This is a genomic window from Nonomuraea composti (assembly GCF_012034275.1).
Classification (GTDB): Bacteria; Actinomycetota; Actinomycetes; order Streptosporangiales; family Streptosporangiaceae; genus Nonomuraea; species Nonomuraea composti.
Genome location: NZ_JAATEP010000013.1, coordinates 153,351 through 174,993 on the forward strand (window position 1 = coordinate 153,351; position 21,643 = coordinate 174,993).

Genomic DNA, 21,643 nt, shown 5'->3' on the forward strand with positions numbered 1-21,643 from the left:
GTGATGTCGCGGAAGTCCTCGGGGGAACGGTTCGCGGGGTTCCGGCACGAACGGTGGCTCGCTCGCAGGGCAGACAGGGCGTCACCTCCAACGGTAGTTTCCGATCATGTCCGGCGCCGATTTCACCCCGCTCCGGGGGACCTCCCCCAAGCACGGCCCCGTCCGGGAGTGGGCGCAAGCCAACGGCTACCCGGCCAGTGAGCGTGGCCGGCTCGGGACCGCGGACCACTTCCGGACGGAAGGGCCGGAGATCATCGCCGTGAGGCGTGTCGGAGACATGATCGTGGGGCTTCCATGACGAGCGCAGGGCACGAGCCCTCGGAGACACGCTGGCCGCGGCTGGAGAGCGGCGACCACGTCGCGCTCGTCTCCCCCGCCAGCTTTCCCGACGCTCGCGATGTCGAAGACCTCACCAGGTTGCTGGGCGGTTGGGGGTTGCGGGTCAAGGTCGGTGAGCATGTCCTGGACCGGCACGGCTACATGGCCGGGCGGGACACGGATCGGGTGGCCGATCTCAATGCCGCCTTCGCCGATCCCGAGGTGCGGGCGGTCGTCACCACGCGGGGCGGGGCGGGGGCCTACCGAATCGTGGACGGGGTCGACTTCGAGGCCATCCGGGCGGATCCGAAGCCGTTGGTGGGGTTCAGTGACATCACGTACCTGCATCTGGCCATCTGGGGTCGGTGCCGGGTGCCTGGCGTCCACGGCTGTCTTGTCGGTCCTCATGCGATCGCGACCGTTCGGCAGGTGCTCACGGGCGTCGAGCCTGTCACGTACCGTCGTAATCCGCGGCTGCTCTCGGTCGCCGCCGAGGTTCCTGGGCGGGCCCGGGGGCGGCTGCTGGGCGGGTGGCTGGGGGCGACGGCCGGGATGGTCGGGGCCGGGCTGCCGGATCTCGCCGGGGCGATCCTGCTGGTCGAGGCGGAGCGGACGGTGGGGCTGGGGGTGATCGACCGGCAGCTCACCCAGCTCATCCGCGCCGGCGCCCTGGCCGGTCTCCAGGGGGTCGTCCTGGGGCGGTTTCCCGGGTTCGCGGACTACAGCGATCGCGGGTGGAACCTCGTCGACGTTCTGCGGGACCGGCTCGTTCCGCTCGGCGTGCCCGTGCTCGGCGGTCTCGAGTTCGGGCACGGACCGGATCCGCACGCCGTCGCTCTCGGGACGATGGCCGACCTCGACACCGGCAGCGGCAGCGGCACCCTCACGGTGAGCCCGCCCGCGCGGTGACGGCGCTCGAACCAATGATCGTGCGGGAGCGTCCAACAGGATCACGGTGTCAGGAAGGGCGGGGCTGATGGGGGCATCTTGTTGAGCGGAACGCTTCGCGCGAGCAGGGCGATCAGCGGGCGACCGATGTGCCCGGCGTGGTGAGCCGGAAGCGGGCGGCGCGGAATCTCGACGTCGCCGGTCTTCCCGGGGACCTCGTGGAGCTCATCGACGGCCTCGAGCCCGGTGAGAGCCTGGTCGTCACGCGGGACGGCGCGTCCATCGCGACGATCTCCAGCACGGTCGCCGTGGTGCAGGGCACCGTCGTCGATCCCACGGCCGGCACGGCGGACGAGGAAACCGATGAGCCGACGGTCGACTACGACAGCGTGACGGTGGTGGCCACCGCGATGGAGCTGTCGGCCGCGGCCAGGACCATGCTGTCCGACCAGCTCGGGGCGGACTACGTGGTGCTCGACATGCACGCCGCCCCCACCACGGCCGACGTGCTGCTGGTGCCTCCGGGCAGCCCGCAGCTGATCGGGGCGTTGCGGGCGATGTTCCCGAAGGCGCGGGTCGTCATCACCGAGATCGAGGATCACGAGCTGGGCGTCCAGTACCACGGGCCGGTCCGGCGGCTGCTCGACGCGGGCGCGGACGCGTACCTGCCGCCGGCGAGCCTGCCGCGGCTGGCCAGGCAGCTCGAATACACGCTGCGGCAGGGGCGTGAGCTCACTGGAGGGCCGGCCGCCGCGCCCCTGCAGATCACGCGGGGCGGGGAGGCGGCGAGCCCCGACGGCGACAGCAACAGCGATGAGCGGCAGGGATGAGCGACAGGGATGAGCGACAACGACGAGTGACGCCGATGGCGACGCGGGTAGCGTGCCTCGGCTCGCCTCGTCACCGGTCTCTCGGGGAATCGGTCCCGCTCGTCACCGGTCCCGCTCGCCCAGGTCGGCGGTGGTGAGCCAGTCGGTGATCGAGTGGTGCCGGGGGCGCCAGCCGAGCAGGGCGCGGGCGCGGGTGGCGCGGACGCGGCTGTTGGAGCCGAGGGCGTGCCGGGCGAACTCCGGGTGCCAGACGTCGCCGGCCAAGCCCGGCTCCCAGGGAAGAGGGCCGGGCAGGCCGAGGCGGCGGGCGATGGCGCTGGTGATCGCGGCGAAGGACGCCTCGCCGTTCTCGGCGAAGAAGAACGTGCCGGGCGGCGACTGCTCCAGGGCGAGGAGGTACAGGTCGGCGACGTCGTCGAGGTGCACGGTGGACCAGATGTTGCGCCCGGCGCCGACGTGCCGGACCACGCCGCCGGCGCGGGCCTGCCGGACCAGGGCGGCGATCAGGACGCTGTCGCGGGGCAGGCCGCGCGCGTCCCCGTAGATCAGGCTGGGGCACAGGACCACCGTCCGTACGCCGTGCCGCGCGGCGGCCAGGACGAGGCGGTCCACGGCGACGCGCGCCCGGCGTACGGGGTGGCCTGGCTGCCAGGTGGAGCCGGGGTCGAGGAGGTCGTCCCCGAAGATCGTTTCGGTGGCGTCGCCGGTGGTGCCGGTGGCGACGATGCTGGAACCGCTGGTGTGGACGAGCGGCTTGCCGGATCCGGCCAGGGCGGCGACGAGGGTTTCGGCCGCCTGGCGGTGGTCGCTGTCGGCGGCGTTGACGACCGCGTCGGCGTGGCGGGCGTGCTGGGCGAGCAGGGCGGCGTCGTCCAGGCTTCCGATCACGGGCTGGACGCCGAGCCGGGTGAGGGCGTGAGCGTGGGCCGCGTCGCGGGTGAGGCCGGTGACGGTGTGGCCGGCCTGGAGGAGGCGGGTGGCGACGGCGCCGCCGATGTAGCCACTCGCTCCGGTGACGAAGACGTGCATGGGTGTGGGTGCTCCTGCTTGGTCGTGCGTACGGGCTGCCCATCGTGGTGGCCGGGCGGGCGCGGGCCCGGTTTCCGTTGCCGGAACGGCAAACGCCCCCGTGGCCGTCGCCGTGGCGTGAATCCCGGCCCGGGCCGCCTGTTACATTCGTTCATCAGCAGATCGGGAACGTTGCGAGGCTTGGAGCAGGGTGCGTCGGGGATTGTCCAGGCTCGCCGCCGTCCTCATGGTGATGGTGGTCCTTCTGCCCGTCTCGACGGCGGTCGCGACGGTCCCGCGCGGACGGCGGGATGTCATCGTCTGGGTGCCGTGCCGGGAGGATCCCGAGGTGGAGTGCGGCCGGCTGGCCGTGCCGGTCGACTGGGCGGACCCGGACGGCCCGACCGTGGATCTGGCGCTGGCCCGCCGCAGGGCGAAAGATCCACGCGCGCGAATCGGGTCGCTGCTGGCGAACCCGGGCGGGCCGGGCGGTTCGGGCGTGGACGACCTGCTGCGTCCCTCCGGTTTCAGCGAGGAGGTGCAGCGCCGCTTCGACATCGTCGGCTACGACCCCCGTGGCGTCGCCCGCAGCAACGCGGTGATCTGCTCGGCGTCGCTGTACCGGGAGATGCCGCCCCCGATCATGACCGGCCAGGCCGACCACGACCGCTGGACGGCCTACACCCGGCGGCTGCGCGCCGACTGCCGTGAGCGCACCGGCCCGCTCTACGACCACGTGGACTCGGTGAGCGTGGCCCGCGACATGGACGCGATCCGCGCCGCCCTCGGCGAGGAGAAGCTGACCTCCTACGGCGTCTCGTACGGGACGCTGGCGCAGCAGATGTACGCCGAGCTCTTCCCCGGCCGGGTCCGGGCCATGGTGCTGGACAGCAGCATGGACCACACCCTGGGCGTCCGGGAGTTCCAGGAGAGCGAGGCGGCCGGTGTCCAGGACGCCTTCGACGCGTTCGTGGCCTGGTGCGGGCGGGACGCGCAGTGCGTCCTGCACGGGCGGGACGTCCGCGCGTTGTGGCGGTCACTGATCGGGCGGGCGGAGCGCGGCGAGCTGACCTACCCGGGCGGCGGCCCGCTGACCGCGCACAACCTGCGATGGCTGGGCGTGGTGCTCACCGAGGGCCCCGAGTGGCAGCGGCTGGCCGGGGTGCTGGGCGCCCTGGACGGCGGGCGGGTGCCGCCGGACCTGCCGCCGCAGCCGGGCGGCGCGCCGCCGGGCGGGGTGCTGGGCGCCTGGCTGAAGCGGCTGCTGGGCGGGGACGTCGCCGAGTTGCCGACCGCGACCCTCTGCGAGGACCACGACCTGTCGGTGCGCGACCATGAGGAGTACGCCGAGGTGCTGGCCGCCGCCGGCCGGCGCGCCCCGGACCTGGGCTACAACCCGATGCCGATGGGCGACCTGCCGATCTGCCAGGGCCACCCGGTCAGCAACCCGCAGCACCGGCCCCGGTACGCGGGCCGCACTCCCCTGCTGCTGGCCAACTCCCTGCACGACCCGGACACCCCGTACGCGTGGGCGTCGAACGTGGCCCGCCTGCTCGGCCCCAACGCGGTGCTGCTCACCTACGAGGGCTGGGGCCACGGCGTCTACGGCATGACGGGCTGCGTCACGGCGGCGATCGACGCGTACCTCATCGCGCTCACCGTGCCGGAGCGGGGCGTCCGCTGCCCGCCCGCCCCCGCTCCCTGATCGCGCTCACCGTGCCGGAGCGGGGCGTCCGCTGCCCGCCCGCCCCCGCTTCTTGATCGCCCGCACCCCGCCGGAGCGGGGCTCCGTCGCCGGCCCCCGGCGACAAAACATTAGTTATGCGAATATAATCGTTATATGCCTATAACAAGCCGGACGACCGCGCCGCCCGCGGCCGCCCCCGCGCTGAGCCCCCGCCGGCGCCTGCTCGTCCTGGCCATCTGCTGCATGAGCCTGTTCATCGTGGGCCTGGACAACACGATCGTGAACATCGCGCTGCCCGCCATCCGCCACGACCTGAACGCCTCCTTCTCCGGCCTGCAGTGGATCATCGACGCCTACACGGTGGTGCTGGCAAGCCTGCTCATGCTGGCCGGCTCGACCGGCGACCGGATCGGCCGCCGCCGCACCTTCCAGACCGGGCTGACGCTGTTCACGCTCGGCTCGCTCATGTGCTCGCTCGCCCCCAGCCTCGGCTGGCTGGTCGCGGCGCGGGCGCTGCAGGCCGTCGGCGGCTCCATGCTCAACCCCGTCGCCATGTCCATCATCACCAACACGTTCACCGAGCCGCGCGAGCGCGCGCGGGCCATCGGCGTGTGGGGCGGCGTGGTCGGCATCAGCATGGCGCTGGGCCCGCTGGTCGGCGGGTCGCTGGTGGGCTCGGTCGGCTGGCAGGCGATCTTCTGGATCAACATCCCGGTCGGGGTGGCCGCGTTCGTGCTGTGCGCGCTGTTCGTGCCGGAGTCGCGGGCGCCGCGCCCGCGCCGGGTGGACCCGGTCGGGCAGGTGCTGGTCATCGTGCTGCTGGCCACCCTGACCTACGCCTTCATCGAGGCCCCCGCCGCCGGCTGGGGCTCGCCGCGCACGCTGGGCTGCTTCGCGGTCGCCGCGCTGGCGCTGGCCGTCCTCGCACCGTACGAGCTGCGCCGCGCCGAACCCCTGATCGACCTGCGCTTCTTCCGCAGCGCCCCGTTCGCCGGCGCGACCGTCATCGCCGTGTGCGCCTTCGCCGCGCTGGCCGGCTTCCTGTTCGTCAACACCCTCTACCTCCAGGACGTGCTGGGCCTGTCCGCCCTGCACGCCGGCCTCTACACGCTGCCCATGGCGGGCCTGACCGTGCTCTGCGCGCCCCTGTCCGGCCGGATCGTCGGGAACGCCGGGCCGCGCGTCCCGCTGCTCGTGGCCGGCACCGCCATGGGGGCCAGCGGCCTGATCATGACGACGCTGTCGGCGGACACGCCGACGTGGCTGCTCATGGTCGCGTACGTGCTGTTCGGCCTCGGCTTCGGCACGGTGAACGCGCCGATCACCAACACCGCCGTGTCCGGCATGCCGCGCGCCCAGGCCGGCGTGGCGGCGGCCGTGGCCTCGACCAGCCGCCAGATCGGCCAGTCGCTCGGCGTCGCGGTCATCGGCTCGCTGGTCACCTCGGCCGTCGTGGGGCCGTTCGCGGCCGGGTTCCCGGCGGCCAGCCACATCGGCTGGCGGATCATCGCCGGGTGCGGCCTGGTGATCGTTCTGCTCGGTATCCTGACCACGACCGGCTGGGCCCGGCGCAGCGCCGTCCGTACCGCCGAACGGCTGGCCCCCGCTCCCGACAGAATGGCGGACGCCTCATGACCGACAGCCCCGACCAGGCGGCGGTGGCCCGCGTCTGGTCCGGCATGTACGACCTCGTCCTGCGGCAGGAGGATCGCCGCAAGGAGGTGGCCGAGACGCTCGGCATGAGCTTCTTCCGCGTCAAGGCGCTGCGCCGCCTGCTGGCCGGGCCGATGACCATGCGGGAGCTGACCGCGGAGCTGTCCACCGACAAGCCGTACACGACGCTCATGGTGGACGACCTGGAGCAGCGCGGCTACGTCACCCGCAGCGTCTCCCCCGGCGACCGCCGCAGCAAGATCGTCGCCCTGACGCCGGCGGGCACGGCCGTCGCCGAGGAGGCCGAGCGCATCCTGGCCCGGCCGCCCCGCTCGCTGCTCGCCCTCGACCCCGCCGACCTGGCCGCCCTCGACCGCATCATCGCCAGGCTCCGCACCCCGGAGGAGCCCGCGAGCCGATCGTGAAAGGGCCGATCGTGATGGCCGGTCGTGATGAGGCCGGTCAGGTCGCGTCCGGGCGGAGTGCCTGGCCCACCAGGGCGAGCAGCCGCACCCCGTCGCCCGACCCGCGCAGCCGGGTCGCCTCCTCCGTGTCGCCGTCGAGCTTGAGCCGCAGCTTCTCGGCGAGCGGCTTGAGCTGCCAGGCCGGGAGCACCGCCGCCGCCCGGCGCAGCGCCGACAGGGCGGCGGTGCCGTCGGCGGCGATCGCGCCGGGCATCGGGACGGCCCGGGCCGCGTTGCTCCACTCCCCCAACGTCTTCGGGTCGAGGTCCTTGGCCTGCGCCAGCGACAGCAGCTCGCCGGCGAGATAGCGGCGGGTCTCGATCGTGACGCCGTCCATGGGACGGGCGAAGAACGCGAGCAGCAGCGGCAGCACGCTCGCCCTGGGCCGCACGTTCTGCAGGGCGAACGCGCAGTAGGAGGCGATGACGTTGGTACGGAACCGCGCGAGGTCCGGGTCGTCGCCGTCGGCCACGCCGTTCAGCGCGGCCAGGTGCTCGCGCACGGACTTGAGCTGCAGGTTGCCGAGGTCCGCCCCGGCCGGCACCGGGCCCTTCGCGCCCGGCGGCGTGCTGGTCGTCAGGTGGCCGAACGCGTAGAAGCACTCGACCATGCTCTCCTTCGACTCGTGGCCGGGGTTGATCCGCACGTACCACCCGTCCTGCGGCGACGGCGACTCCCAGGGGCCGGGGATGCCGCCGACGTAGGAGGTGCGCAGGAACGAGAAGCTGTCGCGCTGGTCGATCTGGACGAGGTTCTTGAACAGGGCGTCCACCTTGCCGGTGGGCGTCGAGCGCAGGAGCAGCGGGATGCCGTCCACGTACGTGGATCCCTGGGCCGGATCCGACGGGTCGATCGGCCAGCAGAACGCGTCCACGAACCGGGCGTTCTCGGCGGCGTCGGCGACCAGCGCCAGCTCGTCGCGGTGGCCGTGCTTGAGCATGTGCACCACGAGCTGCGCCTCGTCGTGGCGGGCGAGGTCGAGGTCGGCCTCGTGCAGCATCGCCTGGGCGCGCGTCGACCCGGACGGCCGGGCGCCCGGCTTCGACAGCAGCGTGAGATCCCCGGCGGCCACCTTGCCGGTGCCGAACGAGGCGTACTTCTGGAAGCTCTTGCACAGGAAGATCTCGAGCCGGCCGTCGGCGACGGCGTCCTTCAGCCCGCCGAGCACGGTGTCGAGCTGGGTGCCGCCGCCGGGCGCGGCGGTCTCGATGGTGCTGTCGAGGATCAGCGCGAACGGCGGGTCGTCCTTCTCGCGGGTCTGCAGGGCCTTGAGCACGTCGGCGACGAGCCGGCCCGGGTCGGGCGTGTTGAACGGCGTGCTCGGGTTGAGCGCGGCGACCAGGACGTCGTCGCGCGGCGCGACCGTCTGGCCCTTCTTGAGCTTGCCGAGCAGCAGCCCGGTCTCGAAATAGTCGATCTTCTCGGTGGGGCGGGAGACCTGGTCGCGGTCGCGCGTGCCCAGTGCGATCGACAGCGCCGTGGCGAGGGCGTCCATGCCGCTGGTCATGAGGTGGCTGTCGAGCTGGACGCGCTTGCCGGCGTCCTTGGCGATGCTGGGCGCCCGCTCCAGCAGGATCGCCCGCATGGCGTCCTGGTAGTCGGGGCGGGTGTAGTTGCCGGCCGCGGCGAGGATGACGCCGATCTCGTCCATCATGAGGTCGGCCGCGCGCATCGCGACGGTCGGGTTGTGCTCGAACGCCACGGCGATGTCGATCAGCCGGCTGAGCGAGCCGAGCGCGTTGGCGGTCAGCGGCGTGATCGTGAGCGTGGCGACCACGTCGGGCGGCACCATCATCTCCAGCTTGCGCAGCACGCGGGCTGTTGACCACGAGGTCTCCGGGGCCGGGCAGGCCGCCCGGCCTTGGGCCGGGGCGCGGGCCCGGAAAGGTGGCATACTCCGCATCATGGTCCCCGACGCCCTGATCCCATGGCTTCGCGACTCCGATCCGGCGCTGCGCTGGCAGGTCGAGCGTGACCTGCTGCACGAGCCGCCGCAGGTGTGGGAGGCGACCCGGGCGAAGGTCGCGACCGAAGGCTTCGGCGCGCGCCTGCTCGCCCTCCAGGACCCCGACGGCCAGTGGGCGGGCGGCGCGTTCTTCCCCGCCGGCTTCGACTTCGCCGACCCGGCCGCCACCCAGGACAACGCCCAGCCCTGGACGGCGACGACGTGGACGCTCAACACCCTGCGCGAATGGGGCCTCGACGCCTCCGCCCTGCGCGGCACGGCCGACCTGCTCGCCAAGAACAGCCGCTGGGAGTACGACGACCTGCCGTACTGGGGCGGCGAGGTCGACTGCTGCATCAACGCCTGGACGCTGGAGAACGGCCTGTGGCTCGGCGCCGACGTCTCCCGCCTGCCCGGCTGGTTCGTCGAGCACCAGCTGCCCGACGGCGGCTGGAACTGCGAATGGGTGGAGGGCGCCACCCGCTCCTCGTTCCACTCGACACTGAACTCCCTCAAGGGCCTGCTCACCTACGACAGCGCCACCGGCGGCGGCGAGGAGGCGGTGCGCGCCGCCCGCCGCTCCGGCGAGGAGTACCTGCTGCGCCGCGGCCTGTTCCGCCGCCTGTCCACGGGCGAGCCGGTGGCGCCGTGGGTGGACCGCTTCGCCTACCCGTTCCGCTGGTTCTACAGCGTCCTCAACGCCGCCGACTACTTCCGCCGCGCGTCCCTGCTCGACGGCACCCCACCCGACCCGCGCATGGCCGAGGCCATCGACCTCGTCCGCGCCGCCCGCCGCCCCGACGGCACCTGGACACAGGCCGGCAGGCTCCCCGGCACGGTGTGGTTCGAGGTGGACGTACCGGCGGGCGAGCCCTCGAAATGGCTCACCCTGTACGGCACCCGCGTCCTCGACTGGTGGGACAAGCACGCTAGCCGAGAGCCCTGACCAGCACTTTCGCGGTCCTGGCAAGAACGGAGTCATCGGTCGGCAGCCCAGGCGTGCGGTTGGTGTAGACGGCCATGACGATCGGTGCGGCGCCCGCCTCCGTCCAGACGACCGCCACATCATGACCGCCCCCGAACCCGTCCGAGTTCGTCCCGGTCTTGTGCCCGACCGTCCACGCCGCGGGCAACCCGGCCGGCACCCGCCCCGCCCCGACCTGACTCGCGAGCAGCCACCCGACCAGCCGCTCCCGATCCTCAGGATGCAGAGCACCGCCGACCGCGAGCGCCCGCAGCACGCCCGCCATGGCCGCGGGCGTGGTGGTGTCACGCTCATCCCCGGGCACCCACTCGTTCAACCCCGGATGCCACCGATCCACCCGCGACACCGGATCCCCCAGCCCGCGAAAGAACGCCGTCATCCCCCGAGGCCCGCCGATCAGCTCCATCAGCAGATTGGACGCGGTCCCATCGCTCCGCGTGACGGCCGCCGCACACAACTCTGCCACGGTCAGCCCGTCCTCAAGATGCCGCCCGGTCACCGGCGAGTTGGGCGTCATGTCGCAGGCCCGCCACCGCAGGCGCCTGCCCATCAACCCGCCCCGCTCACGACGCGCCCGGCACAGCACCGCCGCGCACAGGGGCGCCTTGAACGTGGACAACAACGGAAACCGCTCCCCCGCCCGGTATGCCACACTCCTCCCGGTGCCCGTGTCCACGGCGTACGCACCGATGCGCCCCTCGAAGGCCACCTCCAGCGCCCGCAACTCCTCCTCGACGGCCACCACCGGCATGTCACAAGTCCTGTCCATCGGGAATCGAAGATCAGGACTCAAGCAGAGATGATCCCAGCATGTCCAATAGCGATATCGACGGCCGCTCGATATCCGTTCGCCTATGAGAGCTGGTCGGACGGGGTGCGGCTCTCCTGGGTGAGCAGGCCGATCAGGCGGGCCGGGTCCTCGACGGTGACGGTCAGGGCCGGGTGGCGGAGCAGGCCCAGGGGTTCGCTGCCGGACACCGAGCGGTGGAAGCGCAGGCACACCCCCTGCGTCGTGCTGCTGCCGAACGTCAGCCCGCCGTCCGCCAGGGAGATGCGCACGCCGATGGCCTTCAGCGGCGAGTACGGGCCGGACAGGGCGGCGCCGGCGACGTTGTGCCGGGGCGAGAGGACCAGCCAGGGGCCGAACCGGACGCGCAGCAGTTCGTCCGTCAGGGTCAGGCGGCAGGTGGACGGGCGGATGCCGAGTGCGGCGAGGAGCGGGCGGTAGCGGTCCTCGAAGGCGAAGCCGAAGTCGTGCGTCACGCGCCCACGGCTACCCCGCAGGTCCGGGTGCTACACGTCGGTGCGGGGCCAGGGGTGGCCGGCGAGGCGTTCGATGTCGGTGTTGAAGCGTCTGAGGTAGGCGGCGAAGGCGGCCACGTCCTCGGCGCTCCAGTCGGCCAGCACCTTCTCCAGGCCGTTGATGTTCCTGGCGCGTTCGGCGTCGAGGTAGCGCTCGCCCTCCTCGGTGAGGCGGAACTTGCGGGCGATCCCGCCGTCGGGGTCGGGGATGCGCTCGGCCAGGCCCTTGCGCAGCAGGGCGGAGGTGTGCCGGTTGAGGGTGGACACGTCGAGGCGGAAGGCCTCGCTGAGCTGCCCGATCGACATCATGCCCGCCACCCGGATGCGGCTGAGCAGGATGTACGCGCTGCGGTCGGGGTGGCGGTGCTGGCCGAGCAGCATCGTCTCGTACTCGATCAGGTGGGTGGGCTTGTCCATGCCGGGTCCTTCTGTCCCTCCGTTGCGGGTGCCGCCGATGTGGCGCAAACTCGCAAACTGTGCATGTAACACATTATGTGTAGAGTGCACAGCGCTTCCAACGTCGAGAGTGTCGAGGGGGATCCGCGTGGAAGACAGTGGCACAGGCAGCGCCGCAGACGGCGAATCCGGCACCCGTTCCCACGGCATCGTCACCGTGATGGCCGTGGCGGGCATCGTCGCCTCGCTGTCGCAGACCGTGGTCGTGCCCCTGATCGGTGTGCTGCCCACGCTGCTGGGCACCACGGCCTCGAACGCCTCCTGGGTGATCACGGTCACGCTGCTCGCCGGAGCCGTCACGACGCCCGTGATGGGGCGGCTGGGCGACCTGTACGGCAAGCGGCGCATGATGCTCCTCTGCTCGCTCCCCTTGGTCGTGGGCTGCGTCATCTGCGCCTTCGCCGGTTCCCTGGCCCCCATGGTGATCGGGCGGGGGCTGCAGGGCATGGGCATGGGCATGATCCCGCTGGGCATCAGCGCCCTGCGGGACGTGCTGCCGCCGCACCGGCTGGGCCCGTCGATCGCGCTGATGAGCTCGTCCATGGGCATCGGGGGCGCGCTCGGCCTGCCGCTGGCGGCGGCGGTCGCCGAGTACGCGAGCTGGCGGGCGCTGTTCTGGGGATCGGCGGCGCTGAGCCTGGTCGTGGCCGTGCTGATCTGGCTGCTGGTGCCGGTCACGCCGGCCAGGGCGAAGGGCCGCGTCGACCTCATCGGCGCGCTCGGCCTCGGCGCGGGCCTGGTATGCCTGCTGCTCGGCGTCTCCAAGGGCGCCGACTGGGGCTGGTCGAGCGGCACCACGCTCGGGCTGCTGGCCGCCGCGGTCGTCCTGCTGCCGTCGTGGGGCTGGTGGGAGCTGCGGGTGCGGGACCCGCTGGTGGACCTGCGGGTCACCGCCCGGCCTCAGGTGCTGCTGACGAACGTGGCCTCGATCGTGGTCGGCTTCTCGATGTACGCCCAGGCGCTGATCGTCATCCAGATCCTCCAGCTTCCGGCGGCCACCGGCTACGGCCTGGGCCAGTCGATGCTGGCGGCGGGCCTGTGGATGGCGCCGTCCGGCCTGATGATGATGGTCGGCTCGCCCCTCGGCGCCCGCCTGTCGGCCGCGCGTGGTCCCAAGGTCACGCTCATCGTCGGCAGCCTCGTCATGGCGCTCGGGTACGGGCTGTCCCTCATCCTGCTCGGCTCCCCGTGGGGGCTGCTGGTCATCACGTGCGTCATCAGCGTCGGCGTCGGCTTCGCGTACGGCTCGATGCCCGCCCTCATCATGGGCGCCGTGCCGCTGTCGGAGACCGGCGCGGCCAACAGCTTCAACACGCTGATGCGCTCCATCGGCACCACCGCGTCCGCCGCCGTGATCGGCGTCGTGCTGTCGCAGCTCACCATCGACTTCGGCGGGCATCCGCTGCCGTCCGAGACCGGCTTCCACACCGGGATGCTCATCGGCTGCGGCGCCGCGCTGATGGCCGCCGCGGTCACCATGGCCCTGCCGGGGCGCCGCAGGGGGCCCGAGCACGCGGACTCTCCGGCGCCGCACGCGGTCACGTCCTGACGGTGAAGCGGAAGCGGTGCGCGCCCGGCGGGACGCGGGCCGCCAGCCGTACCCGATGGACGCTCTCCTCGGCGCCGTCGTGACCGCGCACCCGCCGCTCCTCGGCCCGCGCCCGCCAGCCAGGCGGCACCCGCAGCTCGACCGGCCCCCAGGTGACCGTGTCCAGGCCGGTCACGGGCCGCACCCGCGAGACGAACAGCTCCTCCACCAGCGCGTCCGGGGCCGCGAGGCCGAAGTCGTCCACGATCTCCAGCGTGCCGGGCCGCCAGTGGAAGGTGCGGGTGAAGCGGTGCGGGCCGGCGTAGGCGGCGGTGAGGTCCAGCGCGAACGTCACGTTCCCGCCCTTCTCCTCGTACGCCAGCACCTCGGCGCGGCGCTCGCGGCCGGGCAGCTGGGCGGCGCCGTCGATCAGCGGCACCGAGTGCCATTCCGCCGAGGCGTGCGGCACCCGGTAGCGGCCCTCCCGGAAGTAGTCGCGGGTGTACTCGGGGGCGCCGAGGTCGTCCAGCACCGTCCGGCCGTGCGCGTGCAGGACGAAGTGGCCGAGGTCGAGGTGGTTGTGCGGCTCGTCGTTGTGGCCGCCCTTGGCGGCGAACGCGGTCGTGCCCGCCCTGGCCACGACGATCGCGGCGTCCGGCAGGTACGAGCACGGCTCCGCCCGCCGTCCCGGCACCTCCCTGAACCACCGCAGCGTGCGGCTCAGGTGGGCCCAGCGGTAGCAGGCGTCGTCGTGGAAGGACGGCACCCCCGGCTCGGGGACGGGGACGCCGAGGCGGCCGGCCAGCCGGGACAGCAGCCCGGCCGGGTACGCGCCGCGCCCCTGCGCGTCGGCGAACGCCGGGCGGGCGCCGCCGCCGAGATCGACCCGGGCCGGGTAGGCGGCCATCTCCCGTACGTGCGGGTCGTCCAGCAGGTCCTCGCCGGTACGCTCGCGCAGCGCTTCGGCGAAGTAGACGAAGTACCCGAAACCGTAGGACCAGTAGTCGGGGCCCTCCAGGCAGGCGCCGTCCGCGCCCGTGCCCGCCAGGAACGCCTCGATCGCGCCCCTCAGGCGGGACAGCAGCTCGGGCAGGTGGGGCGAGTCCAGGGCGAGCGCGGCCATGCCGGTGGCGCCCGCGCAGACGGCCGCCCAGTTCGTAGCGGATCGTTCCCACCACATCGGGGGCGCGCCCGCGTACAGGGGGCGCAGGACCCGGCGGTCCACCTCCGCGCGCACCCGCTCCCGGACCCGCGCGTCGATGCGCGGCCCCGGCAGGGTGACGATTTCGGCCAGGGCGTGCGCGGTCTCGGCGGCGAACAGGTCCACGAACGTGTCCAAGGGACGGTCGTCCGGCTCGTGCGCGGGCAGGACCCAGGTGTACTCGTCGCACACGGACCACAGCAGGTCGTCCAATGCCGGGTCGGGGGTGTGGCCGGGGGCGAGCGCCAACGCGGCCAGGCGCCGGCGCCGCTCGAAGTAGGCACGCTCGTGAGCCAGCCGGTCGCCGGTGTCGGCGAAGCGCCGCCACAGGGTGAAGGTCAGCTCGGGAGCGGGCGTGCTGCGGGCCCGCTCGGCCTCCTCGCGGATCTCCCGCACGAGCCGCTCCGTGCCTTCCTCGGGAACGGGCGGGCGCGCTCGAGACGGGGCGCAAGCCTCGTGTTCGGGAACCGGCGCATGGGACGGGGACATGGGTCGTGCTCCTGGGGTCAGGCGATGCGGTTGAGGTCGGCGACGCGGACGGCGCCGCGCAGCGGCCGGCCGCGGGCGAGCCGTTCGACCTCCCCCACCGCGAACTCCCCCAGCCGCCGCAGCTCCCGCCCCCTGGCCCCGCTGATGTGCGGGGTGACCAGCACGTTGGGCAGGCCGAGCAGCGGGTGACCGGCCGGCAGCGGCTCGGGCTCGGTGACGTCGAGGACGGCCGAGATGCGCCCGCCGGAGCAGTGCCGCACGAGCGCGTCGGTGTCGATGAGCGCCCCGCGCGCGGTGTTGACCACCACGGCCCCGTCGCGCAGCAGCGCCAGCCGCCGCTCGTCGAGCAGCCCGCGCGTCTCCGGCAGCTCGGGCGCGTGCACGGTGACCAGCTCGGCCGCGCGGCACAGCTCGTCCAGCGGGACGGCCCGCGCCCCCAGCCGCGCCGCCTCCTCGGCGGACACGTAGGGGTCGCTGAGCAGGACCCGCGCCCCGTACGAGCGCAGCCCGCCGATGACGAGACGGCCCACCCGCGAGGCCCCGATCACCCCGACGGTCGCCCCGCCCAGCCCGACGCGCTCGCCGGGGGTGGCCACGCCGGGCAGGGCGTCGCCGGACCAGGCGCCCGCCGAGTAGGCCCGCGCCCGGGCGAACGCCTGCTTGGCCGCCAGCACCAGCACGGCGAGCGCGTACTCGGCCACCGGCACCGCGTTGGCCTGCGCGGCCGACGACACCGCGATGCCGCGCTCGAACACCGCCGCCGTCAGGTGGCCCTTGACGCTGCCTGCCGCGTGGACGACCGCTCGCAGCCGGGGCGCGGTGGCCAGGACGTCGGCGTCGATGCGCGGGCAGCCCCATCCGGTGATCAGGATGTCGGCGTCGAGGGGCCCGTCGAAGGCGTCGATCACGCGTTCGCGGACCCGTCCGACCAGCGACAGGCGGCGCCGCAGGTCGAGGGGGAACAGCTCGGGCAGCAGCGGCGGATGCAGGGCGAAAGCCACCGTGGGGAGCACGTGTGGGCTCATCGGGGGCCGAGGGGCCTGACCGAGTCGCGGACCACGATATGGGTGCCGAGCGTCATCGGGCTGGTCGTGACCCGGCCGAGCGCCAGCCGTACCGCCGCCCGTCCCAGCTCGTCGTGCGGCAGGTGCACGGTCGTCAGGTGCAGGTCCTGGGCGGGCGGCACGTCGTCGTAGCCGACGATCGACATGTCGTGGGGGACGCGCAGCCCGTGCTCGTGCAGCGATTGGATCGCTCCCGCTGCGACGAGGTCGTTGCCGGCGAAGACGGCGGTGAAGTCGGGCGGGCCCTCGGCCAGGCGGCGGTTCATGGCGGCGTAGCCGGCGTCGCGGTCGAACTCGGCCTCGACCTCCAGCGACGGGTCGAGCGCCACGCCGTGCTCGGCCAGGGCGCTGCGGTAGCCGGCCACGCGGGTGTCGGAGGTGGTGTGGCCGGGACGTACCCCGAGGTAGAGGATCCTGCGGTGGCCGGCCGACAGCAGGTGGGCGGTGACGGCGTGCGCGCCGCCGGTGTTGTCGAAGCCGACGACGAGGGCGGGCACCCCCTCCCCCAGCGGCGGCCGGCCGCACAGGACGAGGCGGGAGCCGGCGGCGGCGAGCGCGTGGGCGTACTCGGTCATGCGCTTGCGGTACTCCTCGTCCACGATCACGCTGCCGACGAGGATGACGGCCTCGGCGCGCTGCTCGCGCAGGAGCTGCACGATGGACAGCTCGCGGCCGTTGTCGCCGCCGGTGGTGCAGATGAGCGACAGCCGGCCCTCCTGGGCGGCCTGGTCCTCGACGCCCTGGGCGATGAGCGCGTAGTAGGGGACGGCGATGGTGTTGACGACGATCGCGATCGCGCCGGGCCGCGCCGCGGACAGGGCGCGGGCGTGGGCGTTGGGGACGTAGTCGAGCTCGCGCACGGCACGCATGACCTTGTTGCGGGTGACCGCGAGGACCGGGTAGTCGCCGCCGAGCACGCGCGAGACGGTGGCGACCGAGACTCCGGCCTTCCTGGCCACGTCCCTGATGGTGACGCGTCGGGGTGTGGTCATGCGGTCTCTCCCAGGTGAGCGCCGGGTCAGGTAATCGGTTACTTGAGCAATGCCCAGGACGCTAAGAGATCCCGCCGGACCCGTCAACCCCGCCCCAGCACGTTTGTAACGAAAAGTTAACAGCGCATTGACGCCACCGGAGATCCGCGTCTAGCGTCCGGCTCACGACGTCTGAAGTAACCGGTTACCTGACATCGGCCCCGACTCACTCCCCCCACGAGAGGTGGCCCCGATGGACAGACCACTCACCCGGCGCGGACTGCTCAAGGGATCCGTGCTCTTCGTCGCCGGCGCCGCCGTCTCCGCGTGCTCCACCGGAGACCCGCTGGCCAAAGGCACGTCGGCACCCGCCGGAAGCGGCGCGAAGATCACGCTGACGCACTGGTACCACGAGTACGGCGAGGAGGGCACGCAGCAGGCGGCCATGAAGTACGCCGCCGACTTCACCAAGGCCAACCCCGACATCGCGGTCAAGGTCTCCTGGATCCCCGGCGACTACGCCACCAAGTGGACGGCCGCCGTGCTGACCCCCGACGGCCCCGACGTGTACGAGGTCAACGACGTCAGCCCGAACATGGTCAAGGCCGGCCAGGTCACCGCGCTGGACGACGTGCTCGGGGCGGAGAAGGCCGACTTCAACCCCAAGGTGCTGCAGCCGTACACGTGGGGCGGCCAGGTCTACGCCGTCCCGATGATCATCGACCCGATGCTCGTCTTCTACCGCAAGTCGCTGTTCCAGAAGGCCGGGGTGAGCGTTCCGAAAAGCTTCGCCGAGTTCGCCGCGGCGGCCAAGAAGCTCACGCAGGGCAAGCAGAAGGGCCTGTTCGTCGGCAACGACGGCATCGGCGACCTCGGCCAGATGACCGCCTGGTCGAGCGGGAACCTCCTGGTGGACGACCGCACGATCACCTACGACGACCCCAAGGTGGCCGAGGCGCTGACCGCCGTCAAGGACCTCTACGACAGCAAGGCCATGCTGCAGGGCTACTCCACCGACTGGTGGGACCCCGGCGCGCTGATCAACGGGGCGGCGGCCATGCAGTGGGTCGGCCTGTGGGCCGTGCCCGGCCTGACCGAGGCGCTGGGCGACGACTTCGACGCCTTCCCGCTGCCGCCGTTCGGCCCCGGCGGGCGGGCCGTGGTCAACATGGGCGGCTGGGTGCAGGTGGTCAACGGCAAGAGCCGCAACCTGGAGGCGGCCAAGAAGTACGTGCGCTGGCTGTGGGTGGACAACACCGCCGCGCAGACGGACTGGAGCCTGGCCTACGGCTTCCACATCCCGCCCCGCAACAGCGCCGCCGCCAAGGCCGACAAGCTGACCTCCGGCCCGGCCAAGACCGTCATGGACGCCGTGGCCGCGCACGGCATCAAGCAGCCCGCGCTGTGGACGCCCGAGGTGCGCCAGCCGTGGGAGGACGCCATCACCGACATCGTCAAGAAGGGCGCCGACGCGCGCAAGACGCTCGCCGCCGCGGCCAAGCGCTCGCAGGACCTCCTCGACAAGGTGCCGGTGCTGTGACGACCACGGCCCCGGCCCGCCCCGCCGCCGGGCGCTCGCGCCGCCCGAGCGGGCGGCGGGCCGCACGCTGGCCCGCCTGGCGCGCGTTCCTGCTGCTCACCCTGCCGATGGTGGCCGGGCTGTTCGTCTTCAAGTACGTCGCCATCGGCTGGGGGTTTCTGCTCAGCTTCAACGACGCCCGCGGCACCATCGCGCTCGGCGACTGGAACGGCCTCGACAACTACCGGCGGCTGCTCGGCGACCCCGCCTTCACCCGCTCGCTGGTCACGATCCTGCTGTTCACGCTGTTCATCGTGCCGGTGACGTTCGCGCTGTCGCTGGGCCTGGCGGTGCTGGTGAACCGGCTGCGCCGGGGCCGGGCGCTGTTCCGGACCACGTTCTTCATCCCGGCGGCCGTCTCCTACGTGGTGGGCGCGCTCGTGTGGAAGATGAGCCTGTTCAGCGGCACGCCGTCCGGGGTCGCCAACAGCCTGGCGTACCTGCTCGGCCACGACGACGCGATCGGCTGGGTGGCGGCCGTGGACCCGCCGCTGTACTGGATCGTGCTGGTCACCGTGCGGCTGTGGCTGCAGACCGGCTTCTACATGATCCTGTTCCTGGCCGGCATCCAGCAGATCCCCGCCCAGCTCTACGAGGCGGCCCGGGTGGACGGCGCCGAGTCGGAGGGCCGGCTGTTCCGGCACATCACCTGGCCGATGCTGCGCAACACGTCCGTGGCGGTGGTGCTGCTGCTGATCATCAACGCGTTCCAGGCGTTCGACGAGTTCTACAACATCCTGGCCTCCAACCTGTCGGGGCTGGGCCGCGCGGACGGCCGTACCCCGCTGATCTACCTGTTCCAGACGGCGCTCGGCGAGCAGAACTACGGCGCCGGGTCCGCGGGGGCGTTCGTGGTGACCATGCTGATCGTGGTGTTCACGCTGCTGCAGGGCCGCTTCGCCGGGTTCGGCAGGACCGCCGAGGAGGAGGGCTGATGAGAAGGCGCCACCTGGGCTCGTACGTGGCGGTGATCGTCTTCGCGGTGCCGTTCCTGCTGCCGTTCTACCTGCTCATCCGCAACGCGCTGATGAGCAAGCGGGAGCTGGGCTCGCTGGACTGGCACTGGTGGCCGGAGACGATCAGCTTCCAGGGCTTCGCGGACGCGTTCGGCAACGACGCCGTGCCGCTGGCGCACGCCCTGTGGAACTCGGCGCTGATCGCCACGATCAGCGCCCCGCTGTCGACGCTGCTGGCCTCCATGGCCGGGTACGCGCTGGCCCGCATCCCCGTGGCCGCCTCGAAACCGGTCTTCTTCTTCATCATCGCCACGATGATGGTGCCGGGCGCGGCCACGTTCATCCCCACGTTCGTGGTGGTCGGCTCGCTCGGCGGCGTCAACACCCTGTGGGGGCTGATCGTGCCCGGCCTGTTCAGCGCGTTCGCGGTGCTCCTGTTCCGCGGCTTCTACCTGCGCTTCCCGCGCGAGCTGGAGGACGCGGGCCGCGTGGACGGGCTCAGTCACCTCGGCCTGTACGGGCGGCTCGCGCTCCCGAACTCGGGCGCCCTGTTCGCCTCCCTCGGCATCCTGTCCTTCATCGAGCACTGGAACGCGTTCCTGTGGCCGCTGGTCATCGGCCAGGACCCCGAGTTCTGGACGGTGCAGGTGGCGCTGTCGACGAACCTCAACCAGCAGGCGGTCAACCTGCCGGCCCTGTTCGCCGGGGCGCTCGTGGCCATCCTGCCCCTGGTCGCCCTCTTCCTCATCGCGCAGCGGTGGATCGTCAGGGGCGTCCTGCTCACCGGTATCAAAGGCTGATCACCGGTCGAAACGAAGGCTGAGAGGAGCACCCTCATGCCGCGCATCCTGACCCTGCTGGCCACCCTCGTCCTGGGCCTCCTGCCCGCTACGGGGACCGCTCCCGTGACCGTGCCCGTAGGAGCCCAGTTCACTGACACCGCAGGCAACCTGCTGCACGCCCACGGGGGCGGCGTCCTGAAAGTCGGCTCGTCCTACTACTGGTTCGGCGAGAACCGCAACGCCGACGGCACCTTCCGCTACGTCTCCGCTTACCGCTCGACGGACCTGCGCACGTGGGAGTTCCGCAACCACGTCCTGACCCAGTCGAGCGCCGCCGAGTTGCAGGTCGCCAACATCGAACGCCCCAAGGTCGTCTACAACGCGGCCACCGGCCGTTTCGTCATGTGGATGCACAAGGAGAACGGCCGCGACTACGGCGAGGCCCGCGCCGCCGTCGCCGTCTCCAGCACCGTGGACGGCGCCTACACCTACCTGCGCAGCTTCCGCCCGCTCGGCCACATGTCCCGCGACATCACCGCGTTCGTCGACACCGACGGCGCCGGCTACATGATCTCCGCCGCGAACGAGAACTACGACCTGCACGTCTACCGCCTGAGCGCCGACTTCACCGACGTGACCACGCTCGTGCGCATGTGGGCCGGCGACCACCGCGAGGCGCCCGCCCTGTTCAAGCGCGGCGGCGTCTACTTCCTGCTCACCTCCGCCGCGACCGGCTGGCAGCCCAACCAGGCCCAGTACGCCACCGCCACCAGCATCACCGGCCCCTGGACCGCCTGGCAGAACGTCGGCGACCCCCTCACCTACGGCTCCCAACCGGCGTTCGTCCTCCCGGTGCAAGGCACCACCGGCACGTCCTACCTCTACCTCGGCGACCGCTGGGCCGGCGGGTGGGGCGGCCCCGTCAACGACTCCCGCTACGTCTGGCTCCCCCTCCAGTTCCCGACCGGCACCACCATGACCCTCACCTACGCCCGCCAGCTCACCATCGACACCGCCGCCGGCACCATCACCCCGACCGGCACCGGCTACGACCGCCTCACCGTCCGCCACTCCGGCAAGTGCGCCGACGTCCGCAACGGCTCCACCGCCAACCTGGCCCCCGTCATCCAGTACGACTGCAACGGCGGCACCAACCAGCAGTGGCGCGTCCAGTCGATCAGCGGCGGCCACGTCCAGATCATCGCCCGCAACTCCGCCAAGTGCCTCGACGTCAACGGCAACAGCACCGCCGACGGCGCCGCCCTGCAGCAGTACAGCTGCGGCACCGGCACCAACCAGCAGTGGACGCTGCAGGACGCGGGCGGCGGCTACGTCCGCCTGGTGGCCCGCCACTCGGGCAAGTGCGCGGACCTGCCCGGCTCGTCCACCGCCAACGACGTCCAGCTCAAGCAGTATCCGTGCAACGGCGGCCAGAACCAGCAATTCACCAGGTCAGAGCAGTGACAGGCCGCTCGCTCAGAGATGGACGGTGCCCGGATCATGGGACGGGCTCACACGCCCGGCACGAAGCAGGCAA

At 72.3% G+C, this 21,643-nt stretch carries 20 protein-coding genes; 12 read left to right on the forward strand and 8 right to left on the reverse strand.

All coding sequences use genetic code 11. The annotated features are described in order from the left end of the window. The first annotated feature begins 106 nt into the window (after positions 1 to 106). The 3 genes from HCN51_RS63005 (at position 107) to HCN51_RS20230 (ending at position 2,036) form a co-directional block, all read left to right on the forward strand. Complete coding sequence (locus tag HCN51_RS63005) at positions 107 to 298, forward strand: Lsr2 family DNA-binding protein (RefSeq protein WP_428981543.1); 192 nt, start codon at positions 107 to 109, stop codon at positions 296 to 298. Then, on the forward strand, positions 295 to 1,227 hold the full coding sequence (locus tag HCN51_RS20225) for a S66 peptidase family protein (RefSeq protein ID WP_168011085.1): 933 nt from the start codon (positions 295 to 297) through the stop codon (positions 1,225 to 1,227). The genes HCN51_RS63005 and HCN51_RS20225 overlap by 4 nt, the downstream gene beginning before the upstream one ends. A 137-nt stretch (positions 1,228 to 1,364) precedes the next feature. Further along, on the forward strand, positions 1,365 to 2,036 hold the full coding sequence (locus HCN51_RS20230; protein ID WP_206067282.1) for a hypothetical protein: 672 nt from the start codon (positions 1,365 to 1,367) through the stop codon (positions 2,034 to 2,036). A 102-nt stretch (positions 2,037 to 2,138) separates the two neighbouring features. Here HCN51_RS20230 and HCN51_RS20235 read toward each other — a convergent pair whose 3' ends face one another. Next, a complete protein-coding gene (locus tag HCN51_RS20235; RefSeq protein WP_168011086.1) occupies positions 2,139 to 3,065 on the reverse strand; it encodes an NAD-dependent epimerase/dehydratase family protein in 927 nt (308 codons plus the stop codon). A 190-nt stretch (positions 3,066 to 3,255) separates the two neighbouring features. On the opposite strand from HCN51_RS20235, the gene HCN51_RS20240 reads away from it, so the two are divergent. The 3 genes from HCN51_RS20240 (at position 3,256) to HCN51_RS20250 (ending at position 6,809) form a co-directional block, all read left to right on the forward strand. Continuing rightward, positions 3,256 to 4,749: an alpha/beta fold hydrolase gene (locus HCN51_RS20240; protein ID WP_168011087.1), complete on the forward strand. Its 1,494-nt coding sequence runs from the start codon at positions 3,256 to 3,258 to the stop codon at positions 4,747 to 4,749. A gap of 135 nt (positions 4,750 to 4,884) precedes the next feature. Further along, a complete protein-coding gene (locus HCN51_RS20245) occupies positions 4,885 to 6,366 on the forward strand; it encodes an MFS transporter (RefSeq protein ID WP_168011088.1) in 1,482 nt (493 codons plus the stop codon). Next, positions 6,363 to 6,809: a MarR family winged helix-turn-helix transcriptional regulator gene (locus tag HCN51_RS20250; RefSeq protein ID WP_080039088.1), complete on the forward strand. Its 447-nt coding sequence runs from the start codon at positions 6,363 to 6,365 to the stop codon at positions 6,807 to 6,809. Before HCN51_RS20245 ends, HCN51_RS20250 begins: the two co-directional genes overlap by 4 nt. A gap of 37 nt (positions 6,810 to 6,846) precedes the next feature. Here the strand turns inward: HCN51_RS20250 and HCN51_RS20255 are convergent, their stop codons facing one another. After that, positions 6,847 to 8,742, reverse strand: coding sequence for a hypothetical protein (locus HCN51_RS20255; protein WP_168011089.1), 1,896 nt, complete (start codon positions 8,740 to 8,742; stop codon positions 6,847 to 6,849). A gap of 10 nt (positions 8,743 to 8,752) precedes the next feature. On the opposite strand from HCN51_RS20255, the gene HCN51_RS20260 reads away from it, so the two are divergent. Beyond that, positions 8,753 to 9,739: a squalene cyclase gene (locus tag HCN51_RS20260; RefSeq protein ID WP_168011090.1), complete on the forward strand. Its 987-nt coding sequence runs from the start codon at positions 8,753 to 8,755 to the stop codon at positions 9,737 to 9,739. Here HCN51_RS20260 and bla read toward each other — a convergent pair. From bla to HCN51_RS20275, 3 genes are all read right to left on the reverse strand, one after another. Next, the gene (gene bla / locus HCN51_RS20265) at positions 9,723 to 10,529 is read right to left on the reverse strand and encodes a class A beta-lactamase (protein WP_168011091.1); all 807 of its coding nucleotides are present in this window, start codon (positions 10,527 to 10,529) and stop codon (positions 9,723 to 9,725) included. The genes HCN51_RS20260 and bla overlap by 17 nt on opposite strands. A gap of 101 nt (positions 10,530 to 10,630) precedes the next feature. Then, positions 10,631 to 11,041, reverse strand: coding sequence for a hypothetical protein (locus HCN51_RS20270; RefSeq protein ID WP_206067283.1), 411 nt, complete (start codon positions 11,039 to 11,041; stop codon positions 10,631 to 10,633). Between the two features lie 30 nt (positions 11,042 to 11,071). Next, a complete protein-coding gene (locus HCN51_RS20275) occupies positions 11,072 to 11,497 on the reverse strand; it encodes a MarR family winged helix-turn-helix transcriptional regulator (protein WP_168011092.1) in 426 nt (141 codons plus the stop codon). 127 nt (positions 11,498 to 11,624) lie between these two features. Here HCN51_RS20275 and HCN51_RS20280 point away from each other — a divergent pair, with 127 nt between their 5' ends. Beyond that, positions 11,625 to 13,085, forward strand: coding sequence for an MFS transporter (locus HCN51_RS20280; protein ID WP_346433718.1), 1,461 nt, complete (start codon positions 11,625 to 11,627; stop codon positions 13,083 to 13,085). Here HCN51_RS20280 and HCN51_RS20285 read toward each other — a convergent pair. The 3 genes from HCN51_RS20285 to HCN51_RS20295 form a co-directional block, all read right to left on the reverse strand. Further along, complete coding sequence (locus HCN51_RS20285) at positions 13,075 to 14,661, reverse strand: heparinase II/III domain-containing protein (protein ID WP_168011093.1); 1,587 nt, start codon at positions 14,659 to 14,661, stop codon at positions 13,075 to 13,077. The genes HCN51_RS20280 and HCN51_RS20285 overlap by 11 nt on opposite strands. A gap of 110 nt (positions 14,662 to 14,771) precedes the next feature. Beyond that, complete coding sequence (locus tag HCN51_RS20290) at positions 14,772 to 15,767, reverse strand: hydroxyacid dehydrogenase (RefSeq protein WP_346433719.1); 996 nt, start codon at positions 15,765 to 15,767, stop codon at positions 14,772 to 14,774. Between the two features lie 8 nt (positions 15,768 to 15,775). Continuing rightward, positions 15,776 to 16,810, reverse strand: coding sequence for a LacI family DNA-binding transcriptional regulator (locus tag HCN51_RS20295; protein ID WP_080039100.1), 1,035 nt, complete (start codon positions 16,808 to 16,810; stop codon positions 15,776 to 15,778). A gap of 232 nt (positions 16,811 to 17,042) precedes the next feature. On the opposite strand from HCN51_RS20295, the gene HCN51_RS20300 reads away from it, so the two are divergent. The 4 genes from HCN51_RS20300 to HCN51_RS20315 are packed head-to-tail and all read left to right on the forward strand — an operon-like array spanning position 17,043 to position 21,570. Next, positions 17,043 to 18,329, forward strand: coding sequence for an ABC transporter substrate-binding protein (locus HCN51_RS20300; protein ID WP_080039101.1), 1,287 nt, complete (start codon positions 17,043 to 17,045; stop codon positions 18,327 to 18,329). Next, a complete protein-coding gene (locus HCN51_RS20305; RefSeq protein ID WP_080039102.1) occupies positions 18,326 to 19,303 on the forward strand; it encodes a carbohydrate ABC transporter permease in 978 nt (325 codons plus the stop codon). The genes HCN51_RS20300 and HCN51_RS20305 overlap by 4 nt, the downstream gene beginning before the upstream one ends. Next, positions 19,303 to 20,124 carry a carbohydrate ABC transporter permease gene (locus tag HCN51_RS20310; RefSeq protein ID WP_168011095.1) on the forward strand — a complete coding sequence of 274 codons (822 nt, stop codon included), beginning with the start codon at positions 19,303 to 19,305 and terminating at the stop codon, positions 20,122 to 20,124. The genes HCN51_RS20305 and HCN51_RS20310 overlap by 1 nt, the downstream gene beginning before the upstream one ends. Positions 20,125 to 20,160: 36 nt before the next feature. Next, entirely contained in the window at positions 20,161 to 21,570 is a 1,410-nt protein-coding gene (locus HCN51_RS20315; protein ID WP_168011096.1) for an RICIN domain-containing protein, read from the forward strand. Positions 21,571 to 21,643: the final 73 nt, after the last annotated feature.